Below are 14,070 nucleotides of genomic sequence, written 5' to 3' on the forward strand. Positions count from 1 at the left end.
GAGCGGTGATAGACCGCTCTCTTTCTTATCACTTTGCCGCTTCTTCTGCTTCAGGTAAGGTCACATTTAGCTCAAGGATAGAGATATCCTCACCTTTGTGATCGAGCTGAACCGTTACCATATCCGGATCGATTTTAACGTATCTACAGATTACCTCTAAGATATCGCGCTTCAATTGTGGCAGATAGTGAGGTTCACTGTCTCCGCGACGACGTTCAGCAACGATGATTTGTAGACGTTCTTTTGCGATATTCGCAGTATTTTTTTTTCGGGATAAAAAGAAATCTAACAGCGCCATGGTTTATCCCCCAAACAGGCGTTTTAGGAAACCCTTCTTCTCTTCTTCTATAAAGCGGAAGGGACGTTCTTCGCCGAGCAAGCGTTCGACCGTGTCACTGTATGCACGACCGGCATCAGACTCTTCGTCGAGAATCACTGGCTCGCCTTGGTTAGAGGCGCGCAACACTGATTGATCTTCAGGGATGACACCGATTAAAGGAATGTGCAAAATTTCTAACACATCTTCCATGCTTAACATGTCACCACGGTTAACGCGCCCGGCGTTATAGCGGGTTAATAAGAGATGTTCTTTGACCGGGGCTTCGCCTTTTTCAGCGCGGCGAGACTTCGAAGCGATGATCCCTAAAATTCGATCCGAGTCGCGCACGGAAGAGACTTCAGGGTTGGTGGTAATGATCGCTTCGTCGGCGAAATACAAGGCCATTAATGCGCCTGTTTCGATGCCAGCAGGCGAGTCGCAGACAATAAAGTCGAAGTTCATCTTCTTCAACTCATTGAGGACTTTTTCAACGCCGTCATAGTTTAGCGCATCTTTATCGCGCGTTTGCGAAGCAGGAAGAATGTAGAGAGTCTCTGTACGTTTATCTTTAATGAGCGCTTGGTTAAGAGTCGCATCGCCTTGAATAACGTTAACGAAGTCATAGACCACCCGACGTTCGCAACCCATGATTAAATCAAGGTTACGCAGACCGATATCAAAATCGATTACGACTGTCTTTTTCCCTTTACGCGCGAGTCCCGTGGCGATGGCTGCGCTCGACGTGGTTTTACCAACGCCCCCTTTACCCGATGTAACTACAATTATGCGTGCCATATTTCTTGATTTCCTTAACTTAAGAAAAGGGGTCTAATTCAATGGTTCAATAGCGAGTGAGCCTTCACGTAAGGCTAATCGAGCTGGTTTAGAAAAATAGTCACCAGGGATCTGATCCATAATCCAATATTCACCCGCGATCGAGACCAGCTCGGCCGCTAAGTGCGAACAGAAAATTTGAGCATTTTGGTCACCGCTGGCCCCGGCTAACGCCCGGCCACGCATGTTACCGTAAATATGGATGTTACCATCCGCCACTAATTCAGCACCCGCGCTGACACTACTGGTGACGATGAGGTCGGTATTACGGGCATAAATTTGTTGGCCTGAACGGACGGGCGTATCGATAATTCGTGTACGCAAGACCTTTTCTGGGTCTTTGGTACTTGTAGGCTCGTCAACAATTTGCGGAGTGGGTGTCGATTTCTGAACTGGCGCTTTACCTTCATTAAGTAAAGGCGTACCCAGCGAAAGGATCTGCACTTTAAGTTGTTCATCTTTGCATCCACTGACCCCGACAATTTTTAAGCCGGAGCTGGACACAGCGTGATACATACTTTTCCAATCTACAGTATTGTTTAACGATGAGACGTTAACGACCACAGGCGCATTCGACAAAAATGCTGGAGCTTGGGCTATTTTTTCCTGAAGCGCAGCCAACACAACATCAGGCTGTGAATGATTTATATGGACAACAGAAAGTGTGAAGTTGCTGCCTTTAAGTTCAATGGGCGTCTGTGACATCTATACTTATTCAGTCCTGTGATTTTTTATACACCTTACCTGACTTTAAGAAAGAGTAAAGTACTCGATAAGGCTAATATTTTGTTAGGCGTAAGCATGGTATAATCCTCGTATTCATCAGGCAAGCAACCGAGATAATTTATTCGGAGAAATTTATGATTTGTGCAATTTATCGTAGTCCCGTTCGCGACCAAACTTATTTATACTTAGGTAAGAAAGACGATTTTAGCTGTGTTCCCGAAGCGCTATTAAAAGGGTTTGGCAAGCCGCAGTTATCGATGGTGATTTCGCTCGATGGCAGAGAACGTCTCGCCTCAGCAGATATCTCCAAAGTAAAACAGCAACTGGCAGAGCAAGGCTATTATTTGCAGATCCCGCCACCCGTTGAGAATCTACTCGCCGTACACCGAGCGCAAGAAACGCAAGCGAATTAAGATTCATCCGTAATTTTCTTTCCCATCATTCTTGGATGGAAAATGAACGAGTAATGTGAACAAGTAATTTTGGATTTATTTATGACTATGCTTCCTTTTTGGCAAACAAAAAGTTTAGAGCAAATGAGTGATAGTGAGTGGGAGTCAGTCTGTGACGGTTGCGGGCAATGTTGCTTGAATAAGTTACAAGATGCAGATACAGACGAAATCTACTTTACGAACGTCGCCTGTAATCTTTTAAACATTAAAACTTGTCAGTGTCGCCATTATGATAATCGTTTTGCTTACGAGCCCGATTGCATAAAACTGACCCGCGATAACTTACCCACTTTCTCGTGGCTACCCAGAACCTGTAGCTATCGTCTGCTCGCAGAGGGTCAAGATCTTCCTGCATGGCATCCGTTAAAGGTGGGTTCGGCAAAAGCGATGCATACGCAACGTATTTCAGTCAGACATATCGCGGTAAGAGAGAGCGAGGTGCGAAATTGGGAAGATCACATCATCCCAAATCCGGAATAACACAAAAGCCACTTAAGTAGTGGCTTTCACACATCAATGATGTTTTTTCTTGGGGCAGGGAAGTTGTACGGCGAGTACGACGAGTCCGATGATGAAAAGCATACCGCTAATTCCGAGCAGCCATTGAGGCATCGTCAAGGATAGCCACTCCCAGCTTCTATCTGTGCAGTTACCCGTAGGGGTAAAGAACACCGGAAACCAATGATTTAAGGGTAACCAGTGCGGAAATTTCGGGAAAAAATCGCAGGTGGCAAACAGTGGCGGATGTAGCTGTAATTGCGTTTGTTCCCACGCCAAACTAAAGGTCTTCGCGGTCGCAAGCAACCAACCTACTATCGCAATGATACGCAGTGGCGTCTTCGGAGCAATTACGCCGACTAAGGCTGATAGCACTAAGCCTGCCAACGCTGCCCGTTGATAGACGCAAAGCACGCAGGGCTTTTGACCTAGAAATAATTGAAAGCAGAGTGCTGCTAATTCTAAACCTAATCCGCCAGCAGCCAGTAGCAGCCATGAGCCTCTGTGATGGGAGTAGTGTTTTAATTTCCGTAACATAACAATCCTGTAGTCGATAAGGGAAATAGTCGCGCTGATAGTAGCAAATTACCGGTGCGGATCCTAACAGTGTTCCTGTACTGGGTAGGTGAATGGGAAACTACCTTATGCGGTGTGCATCACACTAGAAAGGGAGAGGTAACCTAGTTTAAAAAACTAATTTAATTAAGAAAAATAGTACTATCCTCTGTTCTGCGTTTTGCGATTTTCACCAGATTAAATATACATAAGTGATTAAATCATCACCACCTTGAAAGTTTAATTTAATTTCCTCCGTTATATACAGAATAAAAACCTATGTTTTGAGTTATGCGTATTAATTATTGTTTTTTTAGCTAAAAATATCGTCAAATGATTCTTATAATTTTAACGGCGATACAGAGATACTTACTCTACATAAAGCGGTTTTTGAGAGAGTAAAGTTCTGCAAGGGGGATGTGTGCGGGTACTCATTATAGGTGGTGGGGTCGTAGGCGTTACTAGCGCTTGGTATCTGGCGGCGGCCGGGCACGAAGTGACAGTGTTAGAGAAGTGTGCAGGGGTTGCGATGGAGACGAGCTCCGGGAACGCGGGGCAAATATCACCTGGCTACGCCGCACCTTGGGCCGCACCGGGTATCCCGTTGAAGGCCATCAAATGGATGTTCCAAAAACATGCCCCTCTCGCAGTTCGCCCAGATGGAACTCGTTTTCAGCTGGCTTGGATGTGGTCGATGTTGCAGCAATGCACATTGGAGCACTACCAAGAGAATAAGGCTCGAATGGTAAGAATCGCTGAATATAGCCGAGACAGCCTCAAGGCGTTACGCCAAGAAACCGGCATTCTCTACGAGGGGCGGCAAGGCGGGACACTCCAACTTTTTCGTACCGAACAACAATTCGAGAATGCTGCAAAAGATATCTCCGTCCTGCAAGAGGCAGGCGTCCCCTTTAATTTATTGGAAAGGCAGCAGCTAACCTCTGTTGAGCCGGGGCTTGTGAACAGCCTTGATAAACTCACGGGCGGATTACAGCTCCCTAACGATGAAACCGGAGACTGTAAACTATTTACGCAACGTCTCGCCGAGTTAGCTGAAGTGGCGGGAGTAAAATTCCTCTTTAACCAGCAGGTTGAACGCCTCAATGTCGAGCATAATCGAATTGCCTCAGTGACGGTTAACGGCAGTGAGTTACAGGCTGATAGTATTTTATTGACTGCGGGCAGTTGGTCGACATCTCTATTAAAAGACTTGATCGCCATTCCCGTTTACCCTCTTAAAGGTTACTCTATCACCTTACCGATTATTGATGAAAACCGTGCGCCACTCTCGACGGTACTTGATGAAACCTACAAGGTCGCGGTGACCCGTTTCGATCAACGTATTCGCGTAGGCGGGATGGCTGAGATCGTGGGTTTTGACCGTAGACTACCGCCTACCCGGCGTGAAACGTTAGAGAAAGTTGTCAACGATCTTTTCCCTCATTCAGCCGCAATGGCCGAGGCAAATTATTGGACGGGTCTGCGGCCAATGACGCCCGATGGGACGCCTATTGTGGGTAAAACACCGATAAGTAATCTGTTCCTTAATACGGGCCACGGCACGCTAGGGTGGACAATGGCTTGCGGTTCTGGACGATTAGTCGCCGATATCATCTCTGGACGCAACACCGATATTGCTGCCGACGATTTATCAGTTTATCGTTATCTCCCTGGGTTTGAATCACCAAAAATACATTTACAGCCGATTAACGGCTGAAGCGAGGAGTAGCTTAACGATGTCAAGGCCGATAAAGGCAACGGTGAATACCACGGCATTAACCCATAATTTACAGCAAGTTCGAACGCTAGCACCGACATCGAAAGTATGGAGCGTAGTAAAAGCTAATGCCTATGGACATGGGCTCGCGCGCTGTTATGCGGCGCTAGCGGCGACAGATGGCTATGCACTGTTGAATTATGAAGAAGCCATTTTGCTTCGCGAGAAGGGAGTGACTCAGCCGATTTTGTTATTAGAGGGCTTTTTTAAGCCGCAAGATCTTGAGCTGATAGATGCCTATCAATTGACCACGGCAGTGCATAGTGATTGGCAACTACAAGCGCTGGCAGATTTTCCCGCTAAGCACGCAATTTCTGTCTATCTAAAAATAAATAATGGTATGAATCGTCTAGGTTTTCCTCCCGAGGCGATTCCCAGAGTGTGGCAACAATTGAACGCATTGCCGAGTGTTGGCACGGTAACGTTAATGTCGCACTTTGCCCGGGCAGATGAGGGCGTTGACTATATTCAAGAGCCTCTAAGGCGTCTCGAACAGTCTACGGCTACACTTTCCGGCCCACGTTGTTATGCCAATTCTGCTGCGACCCTGTGGCATCCACAAACGCATCATCAGTGGGTAAGGCCAGGAGTCGTGTTATACGGCGCATCGCCGACAGGCCGTACGGCCGATATTGCCGCATTCGATCTACAACCGGTAATGAGTTTAACCAGCGAGATTATCGCGATTCAAAATGTTGCGGCACAGGAGGGGGTGGGTTATGGGCATCGTTATAGGACAACGACTCCACAGCGTATAGGTATTGTGGCATGCGGGTATGCAGATGGCTATCCTCGACATGCTCCCACCGGCACACCTGTTAGTGTGGGCGGGAAGCTCTGTCGCACTGTTGGAACGGTCTCAATGGACATGTTGATGGTTGATCTTACAGACTGCCCCGATACGCAAATAGGCACTACGGTTGAATTATGGGGAACACAACTCCCCGTCGATACGGTTGCCGAGGCGGCGGGTACTGTAGGCTATGAGCTGCTTACTGCAGTCACCCAACGCGTGCCTTTTACTCTGATCGTGTAGAGCGCAGCGACGTTAATACACCTTTGATTTTCAAACTGGTCAGCCAAGCAAGGCCGGCCAGCATCCCACCTAATAACATCATGCCACCTAGCGCCGTGAAGGGAGCGAGGGGAAGAAGTAAAATAATGAGACTGGCTCCTGCGCCCCCAGCCATCTGAATAAAACCTAATAACGCCGAGGCAACCCCGGCATTCTGTTGGAATGGTGCTAGAGCATAACTCGTGGCCGGGCCCATGATAAACGCTAATCCCGCTACGGCTACTGCAACAGGGAACATATAGCTTAACCAGTGAGCGAGGATCGCAGGAGCGAGTAGATAAGGTTCGATTAAGATAATACCCCCCGCGCCCAGCATCGATAATGCCCCGAGCATCAGACAAAATGGCCGACCACACTTCTGAATAATCCGGTTTGCGACGGCGCTAGCGACCATAATCCACAGGCCATTAACGCCGAAGATGATAGAGAAAATGAATGGGGTAAGCCGCGCCTGCTCCATCAGGACGATCGGTGCAAGGGACACATAAGTCAGCACCATCCCTAACGCGCTGGCAATCGCCAACGTAAACGCGAGAAAAGCGGGCTGTTTGATTATCGTCACGTAGGTCCTAACCGGGAAAATAGCGCTACGCTGTGTCGTGGCAGGCCGTGTCTCGGGAAGCCATCTATAGATAACAATCATCAATACCAGTGCATAGATGAATAGGAACCAGAAGGGCGCGCGCCATCCCCAAGAGTGCGCGAGCATACCACCCAATAGTGGCGCCAAAGCCGGTACGATATTTAATGAGCCATTAAGAAAGCTATAGGCGCGCGCGGCGTCGTCACCTTCTAGGCGGTCCCGAACGCCACTGAATGCAACCACCGCCGTGCAGCAGACCGCCATGCCCTGTATTATTCTCGCCATGAGGAAGAGTGGCCAATTGATGGCCAATGCGGCACTCGCGCTACCTAGCAGATAAAGTACCAGACCTAACAGCGCAATAGGTTTACGACCATAGTTATCGACAAGCGGTCCTGAAATCAATTGCCCTATACCCATGACTAATAGAAACAGAGGGATAGTAAGTTGAATATTATTTACCGGTGTTTGCAAGCCCTCAGCAATCTGCGGGAGCGTTGGGAGAAAAAGATCGATCCCTAAGGGTGAGAGGAGCACTAGGCTCAGGAGTAGGGTTGTAAAATAGCGTGTAGGGATCATGATTCATCTTCTTCTAAAATACGTAGACCAACACGAGAGATGATATCATCCTCTTTCTCTGCGACCGTCAGCAATAGTTCAGACCATTGCAGTCCATCACCCACTACGGGGTTACGTCCTAATTTTTCTACCATTAATTGGGCTAAGCTCATACTCTGAACGTCATCATCCTGTAAAGTCAGTCCGTACACCGAGGCGATTTGTTCTAAAGAAGCCTGTCCATCCAAGATAAAATCACCAAAGAATCGTTGGTCTAAATCAATGGTAGGCGTCTGGCTAAACATATTCCCTAGCGCAGAGAGATCGCGCTCACGACCAATAACGCAGAGAATATCTTTTTCACGCAGGCGAGTAGAACCGCGAGGATGCATCAACACATTATCGCGAAACAGCGCCGTAATCCGCGTATGCTCGGGCATTTTTAATTCGCGTAACGGGGCGTTAATACACCAGTTCTCGGAGCCGAGTTGATAAACATATTGCTCCCACGGGCTATCCGGATGAATATCGAGGCTATTACGTTGGAAGGGATATACAGTACGTGGCACGATGACTTTAGCCAGTTTTGCCGCGTAAGAAAGGGAACTTCCTTGCAGTAGCAAGGAGACCATCACAACAAAAAAAGCGATATTAAAGTATAACGATGCATTTTCTAAGCCTGCCATCATGGGAAAGACAGCAAGAATAATCGGCACGGCGCCGCGTAGCCCTACCCAGCTGACAAAAAAACGTTCACGGAGTGTGTAGTTTTTAAAGGGTAGCAAGCCCGCGAAGACTGAAAGCGGTCGTGCGACACAGATTAGCCATAGCGAGAGTAATAGTGCTGGTAAGGCGATCTTCCATAAGTCGCTAGGGACAACCAGCAGACCTAATACAATAAACATACCTATTTGGCTGAGCCAAGCTAAGCCGTCAAAAATCTGTGTGATACCGGTACGGTTACGGATCCCGCTGTTACCCAGCCAGCATCCGGTTAAGTAGACCGCAAGGATCCCGCTGCCACCCATTAGCGTCGTGAGAGCGAAAACTAATATTCCCCCGCTCACCGCGAGAAGGGGGTAGAGTCCAGCCGGAAGTACAATATGGTTGATGAGCCGCTGCAGTGTAAATCCGCCAAGAAGGCCTACGATGATGCCTAGCCCAAACTCACGTAACAGATGCACCACAAAGCTGATATCGACAGAATGCTGGTGTTGCTGGATCATTTCAATCAATGTGACAGTGAGAAATACCGCCATGGGGTCGTTACTGCCAGACTCGATTTCAAGCGTGGAAGAAACACGCTTATTGAGCCCCTTATCGCCGATCAATGAAAATACTGCCGCCGCATCTGTTGAACCGATGATGGCACCGATCAGGAAGCCCTGCATTAGATCGAGGTGAAAGAGCTTGACGGCGACTAAGCCAGTCAGGCCCGCAGTAATTAGAACACCGACTGTCGCCAGTGAGAGTGAGGGCCAAATAGCAATACGGATAGAACTGACGCTGGTACGCATCCCCCCATCGAGCAAGATCACCGCTAAAGCAAGATTCGATACCAAATAAGCCACAGGGTAATTATCGAAGACTATTCCGCCGATCCCTTGCTCGCCCGCAAGCATACCGAGCACCAAAAAAATCACCAGGATAGGGATGCCGAGCTTTGAGGAAAATGAGCTGAGTAAAATACTGGCGGTGACTAAAACCGAACCAATGATAAATAAACTATTAATCGTGCTTGAATCCATGTTAGCTCATTCCTGCCAGCTGCTGTAGTAGTGAATTATTACATATTTTGGGTAAAGGGTGTGGCGGTAATTGGGTGATAAAAGAATAAGATTAACCCTATTTGATAGGGGCTTAAGGCGATTACAGAACAAAAAACTAGTTATAACGGTAATAAGCATTTTATTATCAATAACTCGATAAAATAATTAGTTACCATTACCAAGATTTACGTCTATTTTTAGGATGTCAGTTAACTCAGGATGTGATTATGTTAAAAAAACAATATGTATTAATGGCCAGTTTAGCCAGCGCGAGCCTTTTTTTCTCGCAAAATCTATTAGCTCAACCCCTTTCGCTGGGCGTTGCTGCGCTCTGGTCTGAATCGCCGTACCATAACACGAAAGATCGTACTGTCCCGTTTCCTCTGATCAATTATCAAGACGAGAATGTGTTCTTTCATGGTCTCGAAGCCGGATACTATCTTTACCATGGCGAGGCGGATCAATTCTCAATTATTGCTAATACTACAGGGCAATACTTTAACCCACATCGCGCTCATCATAGTGCAATGCGCGGCTTAGATAAACGCCATCTAACCATGATGATGGGCGGCGAATGGACGCATGTCGCCACATGGGGTGTCGTTAAAACCGCCTTAACGGGTGATGTGCTTGATGAGAGTAATGGACTGGTTTGGGACACTAATTACCATTATCCGTTACAATTTGGCGCGCTCTCCGTCATTCCTGGGGCTGGTGTGACTTGGCAGAGTGCTAACCAAACCGATTACTATTACGGTGTATCGGGTAAAGAATCGCGTCGTACGGGGATTAGTCGTTACGATGCCGACGATAGTTGGTCACCGTATGTCGACGTTAGCGCCACTTACCAGTTAACTCGCGATTGGACCGTAGTGGCGGGTGCTCGTTATACTCATTTCGACAATGAAATTAAACACAGTTCTATGGTTGATAAGTCGGGGCAGACAACGGTCTGGACCGGCGTTAATTACCAATTCTAAGAATAAACCCTCCCTATTTGGGAGGGTCTCTGCTAGCGTGTCAGCGGTGTTATCCTAACGCTAATCTCCGCCGGCTCAGCCTTAGTCGTGATAAAGGGCTGATGTATACGAGCTGTCTCCACACAGACCATCGTTTTGTACCCGTCGTTGCACATATCAACCATGGATGTCGAAAGATCAGCGCCAGGGTTCCAAGTGACAACGTCACTATTTCCCTTATGTGCTATTAGTAGCTTACGCCCTAAAATAGGATCATCGATCACCGATTCTACAGCGGGGTCAGTAAATATGCGGTCGACTTCGCCATGATAAGTTTGTTGTTCGGATTGCGAGCACAATGCATTATCTTTGACCTTATCGATAAAGGTCTCCCCTAGACCACTCACGCTTACTTTCTCACTCTGTGCAACATGGAAATAGCTATGCAAGGCGGCCGTAGAACTAAAATCACCGATAATCTTAAGCTGGAGTTCGCAGGAATCGGCACTCAATGTAGCAAGCATTGTGAGTGTAAAATCATGAGGCCATAGGGCTAATGTCTCTGCAGACTGCTGCAGAACCATGGATAGGGTAACCTGTTGCGCAGACTCTTCGTAGGTGGCTAAAGCCCACTCAGCTGTTCTTGCAAATCCATGTGATGGTTTACCTGCAGGGCCAAACCAAGGCCAACAAATGGGTACGCCGCCGCGGATAGCCTTACCCTGAGTAAATGCACTGTTGTCACTTAACCAAATGACCGGTGCTTGTTCGAGCGGTTGCCAAGCGATGAGTTGGCCACCTTGTAGGGAAAATGCCGCTCGAAAAGTAGGATGGTCGATGACGACCAGTTTTAGTTCATCTTGCTGGCGCAAGGAAATTGATGAAGATAGCGTCTCAACAGTGGGTAGTTCGAAAAGAGAGGATGACATAGTTTCTCCAAAGAATAAAAAAGGGCGACCGAAGTCGCCCTTGTTCACATTATAAATCGCTTACTTAGAGGCAACCAGTGCAACTAAGTCGAGGACTTTATGTGAGTAACCCGTTTCATTGTCATACCACGAAACCAGTTTAACGAAGTTATCGTTCAGGGCGATACCCGCTTTCGCATCAAAGACTGATGTCAGCGTTTCACCATTGAAATCGGTCGATACGACGTCGTCTTCAGTGAATCCTAAAACGCCTTTCATCGCGCCTTCTGAAGCTGCTTTGATTGCGTTACAGATTTCAGCGTAAGAGGCTTTTTTCTCTAAACGAACGGTTAAATCAACAACTGAAACGTTAGGGGTAGGAACACGGAAAGCCATACCCGTCAGTTTGCCGTTTAATTCTGGCAATACCTTACCGACCGCTTTTGCTGCACCCGTTGAAGAAGGGATGATGTTTTGGCTTGCACCACGACCACCACGCCAGTCTTTGTGTGAAGGGCCATCAACGGTTTTTTGGGTCGCCGTTGTTGCGTGAACCGTAGTCATTAAGCCTTCGATGATACCGAAGTTATCGTTGATCACTTTCGCTAATGGCGCTAAGCAGTTAGTCGTACAAGATGCGTTAGAAACGATGTCTTGACCTGCATATTTATCGAAGTTCGCACCACGAACAAACATAGGAGTGTCATCTTTCGATGGACCGGTCAGAACGACTTTTTTCGCCCCAGCAGCAATGTGCTTACGTGCGGTCTCGTCGGTAAGGAAGATACCTGTTGCTTCTGCAACAACGTCAACACCTACTTCGTTCCACTTCAGATTAGCTGGATCTTTTTCGCTGGTAACACGGATTTTTTTATCGTTTACAATCAGTGCGCCGTCTTGTACTTCAACCGTACCGTCAAAACGACCGTGGGTTGAGTCATACTTCAGCATGTAAGCCATGTATTCTGCGTCTAACAGATCGTTGATCGCGACGATTTCGATGTCTGAACGTTGTTGTGCAGCACGAAATACGATACGACCGATGCGGCCAAAACCGTTGATACCTACTTTGATAGTCATATATTCCACCAGCTATTTGATAGTGAATAAAAGGTTGGCAGTAAAATTACAAAAACGGCTTCATACGTCAAGCTTAATCGTGTCAATTACTGTATGAAATCAATTATTGATGCTTTACACAGCACAACTCGACATGTCAACGACGACGGGATGAGACAAAATAAAACACCAATTTTTGTTATGCATTTGTTATAATATGGGCTTGAACTGTTAAGTGGGAACTATTATGAGCAATGAGCCAACGTCTTTGTCTTCTCTGAATGAAATTCAGCGGTATGTTACGCAAGAGAGAGGCACTGAACCGCCGTTTAGTGGCGCTTTACTGCACAACCAGCAAGAGGGTCACTACCATTGTATCGTCTGCCATGCGCCACTATTTTATTCTGAAGCTAAATATGACTCTGGATGCGGGTGGCCGAGCTTCTACCAGCCGGTCTCGGATGATGCAATTCGTTACCTGGAAGATAACTCCCACCACATGCAACGTATCGAAATCCGCTGTGGTAAGTGTGATGCGCATCTTGGCCATGTGTTTCCTGATGGGCCGCAACCAAGCGGTGAACGGTACTGTGTCAATTCAGCCTCTTTGAACTTCACCGATCCCTCAGGTAGCCAGACGAAAGGATAATATTACGATGAATCAAGATTTGCAGCGTGTATTGGCACAGATGACCCCAGACGTTTATCAACGTCTGGTTCAAGCAACGGAAACGGGTAAATGGCCAGACGGCGTAGCGCTAACGCCTACTCAAAAAGAGCATACGTTACAATTAGTGCTACTCTGGCAGGCGCGTCACAACGATAAGCCTCAGCATATGTCGATTGCTAAAGGTGGTGAGATGGTGATGAAGAGTAAACGACAGCTCAAAGAAGATTTCGGCATTAGTGATGACGTCACGCGCATTCAGCTTGATTAAAAATTGGGGGCATTGACCACAGCCCCCTTGTCAGTTAATCACTGAGTTCGCCACGTAAGTTACGCTGCATTAATAAACGGATATCCGCGACAGAAAGTTGTTGTGAGAGAAGATAATGCAATTTGGTCAGTGCAGCCTCTACCGTTAAGTCGGCGCCACTAATTACCCCCGCTTGTTCCAACGCATTCCCCGTCGCATAGCCGCCCATATTGACCTTTCCAGACATACATTGTGTCAGATTGATAACAACGATCCCTCTCTCGTAGGCTTGTGCCAATACGCTAATAAACGCGGCGGACTGTGGGGCGTTACCCACTCCGTAAGAGCGTAAAATTAGGGCTTTAACAGGCTGTCGTAGAAAGTTACTGACGACATCTGGAGAGATGCCGGGATAGATCGTTACCACGCCAATCGGTTGGGGTGTGATGGGGTGTACGATCAGTTCCCCTGATTGCTGAGGGGCGGGGACAGTGTTGAGTTTTTTGATATGAATACCGGCCTCAAGGAGAGGAGGCAGATTTGGCGAGGCAAAGGCGTTGAAGCCGTCCGCATGCGCTTTAGTCGTACGGTTACCCCGAAAGAGCGTGTTATTGAAAAAAAGACCCACTTCGTTTATCGGATAATTAGCCGCGACGTAGAGGGCATTAAGCAGGTTTTGTTGGCCATCAGAACGCAGTTCCGCAAGGGGTATTTGTGACCCTGTCACAATAACCGGTTTGCCCAAGTTTTCCAACATAAAAGAGAGCGCTGACGCAGTAAACGCCATCGTGTCAGTACCGTGTAAGATCACGAAGCCATCATAATCATCATAATGATCGCGGATATCGTTCGCAATAACTTGCCAGTCTTCGGGGGTCATATCCGAAGAGTCCATGAGGGGCGCATATTCGTGAATATTGAAGGCTGGCATCTCGTGACGATGGAATTCAGGCATTAATTCCAGCTGTTGCTGTAAATGCCCAGAGACCGGAACATAACCGTGCGCGGAACGCTGCATACCAATGGTTCCACCGGTATAGGCAACATAAATATTTTTTTTCTGCATAGAGGGAGTACCGAA

Annotated in this window: 16 protein-coding genes; 7 read left to right on the plus strand and 9 right to left on the minus strand. The window is 47.4% G+C overall.

Features of this window, described 5'->3' with window-relative positions; translation table 11 throughout:
• Positions 1–28: 28 nt before the first annotated feature.
• Genes minE through minC form a run of 3 tightly spaced genes read right to left on the minus strand, consistent with a single transcriptional unit; the run spans position 29 to position 1,858 of the window.
• Positions 29–298 carry a cell division topological specificity factor MinE gene (minE, locus tag HGT70_RS13920; protein WP_071429914.1) on the minus strand — a complete coding sequence of 90 codons (270 nt, stop codon included), beginning with the start codon at positions 296–298 and terminating at the stop codon, positions 29–31.
• Between the two features lie 3 nt (positions 299–301).
• Positions 302–1,114, minus strand: coding sequence for a septum site-determining protein MinD (gene minD, locus HGT70_RS13925; RefSeq protein ID WP_071429916.1), 813 nt, complete (start codon positions 1,112–1,114; stop codon positions 302–304).
• Between the two features lie 33 nt (positions 1,115–1,147).
• The gene (minC, locus tag HGT70_RS13930) at positions 1,148–1,858 is read right to left on the minus strand and encodes a septum site-determining protein MinC (RefSeq protein WP_071429918.1); all 711 of its coding nucleotides are present in this window, start codon (positions 1,856–1,858) and stop codon (positions 1,148–1,150) included.
• Positions 1,859–2,013: 155 nt separating this feature from the next.
• Here minC and HGT70_RS13935 point away from each other — a divergent pair, with 155 nt between their 5' ends.
• Together HGT70_RS13935 and HGT70_RS13940 are read left to right on the plus strand one after the other, a co-directional pair.
• Entirely contained in the window at positions 2,014–2,292 is a 279-nt protein-coding gene (locus HGT70_RS13935) for a YcgL domain-containing protein (protein ID WP_071429920.1), read from the plus strand.
• Positions 2,293–2,373: 81 nt separating this feature from the next.
• On the plus strand, positions 2,374–2,811 hold the full coding sequence (locus tag HGT70_RS13940; protein ID WP_214196245.1) for a YcgN family cysteine cluster protein: 438 nt from the start codon (positions 2,374–2,376) through the stop codon (positions 2,809–2,811).
• A 33-nt stretch (positions 2,812–2,844) separates the two neighbouring features.
• Here HGT70_RS13940 and dsbB read toward each other — a convergent pair whose 3' ends face one another.
• Positions 2,845–3,366, minus strand: coding sequence for a disulfide bond formation protein DsbB (gene dsbB / locus HGT70_RS13945; protein ID WP_071429923.1), 522 nt, complete (start codon positions 3,364–3,366; stop codon positions 2,845–2,847).
• A gap of 439 nt (positions 3,367–3,805) precedes the next feature.
• Between dsbB and HGT70_RS13950 the strand changes: the two genes are divergently transcribed.
• Together HGT70_RS13950 and alr are read left to right on the plus strand one after the other, a co-directional pair.
• Positions 3,806–5,101: a D-amino acid dehydrogenase gene (locus tag HGT70_RS13950; protein WP_214196246.1), complete on the plus strand. Its 1,296-nt coding sequence runs from the start codon at positions 3,806–3,808 to the stop codon at positions 5,099–5,101.
• A 19-nt stretch (positions 5,102–5,120) separates the two neighbouring features.
• Entirely contained in the window at positions 5,121–6,197 is a 1,077-nt protein-coding gene (gene alr, locus HGT70_RS13955; RefSeq protein WP_214196247.1) for an alanine racemase, read from the plus strand.
• On the opposite strand, the gene HGT70_RS13960 is transcribed toward alr, so the two are convergent.
• Together HGT70_RS13960 and HGT70_RS13965 are read right to left on the minus strand one after the other, a co-directional pair.
• The gene (locus HGT70_RS13960; protein ID WP_214196248.1) at positions 6,181–7,398 is read right to left on the minus strand and encodes a multidrug effflux MFS transporter; all 1,218 of its coding nucleotides are present in this window, start codon (positions 7,396–7,398) and stop codon (positions 6,181–6,183) included. The two genes, alr and HGT70_RS13960, sit on opposite strands and share 17 nt — an antisense overlap.
• Positions 7,395–9,125, minus strand: a complete 1,731-nt coding sequence (locus HGT70_RS13965) for a potassium/proton antiporter (protein ID WP_071429931.1) — start codon at positions 9,123–9,125, stop codon at positions 7,395–7,397. The genes HGT70_RS13960 and HGT70_RS13965 overlap by 4 nt, the downstream gene beginning before the upstream one ends.
• Positions 9,126–9,373: 248 nt before the next feature.
• Between HGT70_RS13965 and HGT70_RS13970 the strand changes: the two genes are divergently transcribed.
• Positions 9,374–10,126, plus strand: a complete 753-nt coding sequence (locus HGT70_RS13970; protein ID WP_071429933.1) for a MipA/OmpV family protein — start codon at positions 9,374–9,376, stop codon at positions 10,124–10,126.
• A gap of 32 nt (positions 10,127–10,158) precedes the next feature.
• On the opposite strand, the gene HGT70_RS13975 is transcribed toward HGT70_RS13970, so the two are convergent.
• Both HGT70_RS13975 and gapA read right to left on the minus strand, forming a co-directional pair.
• Positions 10,159–11,034, minus strand: a complete 876-nt coding sequence (locus tag HGT70_RS13975) for a D-hexose-6-phosphate mutarotase (protein ID WP_214196249.1) — start codon at positions 11,032–11,034, stop codon at positions 10,159–10,161.
• A gap of 60 nt (positions 11,035–11,094) precedes the next feature.
• Positions 11,095–12,093, minus strand: coding sequence for a glyceraldehyde-3-phosphate dehydrogenase (gene gapA / locus HGT70_RS13980; protein ID WP_214196250.1), 999 nt, complete (start codon positions 12,091–12,093; stop codon positions 11,095–11,097).
• Between the two features lie 226 nt (positions 12,094–12,319).
• On the opposite strand from gapA, the gene msrB reads away from it, so the two are divergent.
• A complete protein-coding gene (gene msrB, locus HGT70_RS13985; protein WP_071429939.1) occupies positions 12,320–12,721 on the plus strand; it encodes a peptide-methionine (R)-S-oxide reductase MsrB in 402 nt (133 codons plus the stop codon).
• A 7-nt stretch (positions 12,722–12,728) separates the two neighbouring features.
• On the plus strand, positions 12,729–13,010 hold the full coding sequence (locus HGT70_RS13990) for a YeaC family protein (RefSeq protein WP_071429941.1): 282 nt from the start codon (positions 12,729–12,731) through the stop codon (positions 13,008–13,010).
• A gap of 34 nt (positions 13,011–13,044) precedes the next feature.
• Here the strand turns inward: HGT70_RS13990 and ansA are convergent, their stop codons facing one another.
• Positions 13,045–14,055, minus strand: coding sequence for an asparaginase (gene ansA, locus HGT70_RS13995; RefSeq protein WP_071429943.1), 1,011 nt, complete (start codon positions 14,053–14,055; stop codon positions 13,045–13,047).
• Positions 14,056–14,070 lie beyond the last annotated feature (15 nt).

This window comes from Rosenbergiella collisarenosi (assembly GCF_018494085.1).
Taxonomy (GTDB): Bacteria; Pseudomonadota; Gammaproteobacteria; order Enterobacterales; family Enterobacteriaceae; genus Rosenbergiella; species Rosenbergiella collisarenosi.

Excerpts from the sequence above, each read along its gene's own strand:
- minE (WP_071429914.1), bottom strand. The coding sequence starts at position 298 with ATGGCGCTGTTAGATTTCTTTTTATCCCGAAAAAAAAATACTGCGAAT.
- minD (WP_071429916.1), bottom strand. The coding sequence starts at position 1,114 with ATGGCACGCATAATTGTAGTTACATCGGGTAAAGGGGGCGTTGGTAAA.
- minC (WP_071429918.1), bottom strand. The coding sequence starts at position 1,858 with ATGTCACAGACGCCCATTGAACTTAAAGGCAGCAACTTCACACTTTCT.
- HGT70_RS13935 (WP_071429920.1), top strand. The coding sequence starts at position 2,014 with ATGATTTGTGCAATTTATCGTAGTCCCGTTCGCGACCAAACTTATTTA.
- HGT70_RS13940 (WP_214196245.1), top strand. The coding sequence starts at position 2,374 with ATGACTATGCTTCCTTTTTGGCAAACAAAAAGTTTAGAGCAAATGAGT.
- dsbB (WP_071429923.1), bottom strand. The coding sequence starts at position 3,366 with ATGTTACGGAAATTAAAACACTACTCCCATCACAGAGGCTCATGGCTG.
- alr (WP_214196247.1), top strand. The coding sequence starts at position 5,121 with ATGTCAAGGCCGATAAAGGCAACGGTGAATACCACGGCATTAACCCAT.
- HGT70_RS13960 (WP_214196248.1), bottom strand. The coding sequence starts at position 7,398 with ATGATCCCTACACGCTATTTTACAACCCTACTCCTGAGCCTAGTGCTC.
- HGT70_RS13965 (WP_071429931.1), bottom strand. The coding sequence starts at position 9,125 with ATGGATTCAAGCACGATTAATAGTTTATTTATCATTGGTTCGGTTTTA.
- HGT70_RS13970 (WP_071429933.1), top strand. The coding sequence starts at position 9,374 with ATGTTAAAAAAACAATATGTATTAATGGCCAGTTTAGCCAGCGCGAGC.
- HGT70_RS13975 (WP_214196249.1), bottom strand. The coding sequence starts at position 11,034 with ATGTCATCCTCTCTTTTCGAACTACCCACTGTTGAGACGCTATCTTCA.
- gapA (WP_214196250.1), bottom strand. The coding sequence starts at position 12,093 with ATGACTATCAAAGTAGGTATCAACGGTTTTGGCCGCATCGGTCGTATC.
- msrB (WP_071429939.1), top strand. The coding sequence starts at position 12,320 with ATGAGCAATGAGCCAACGTCTTTGTCTTCTCTGAATGAAATTCAGCGG.
- HGT70_RS13990 (WP_071429941.1), top strand. The coding sequence starts at position 12,729 with ATGAATCAAGATTTGCAGCGTGTATTGGCACAGATGACCCCAGACGTT.
- ansA (WP_071429943.1), bottom strand. The coding sequence starts at position 14,055 with ATGCAGAAAAAAAATATTTATGTTGCCTATACCGGTGGAACCATTGGT.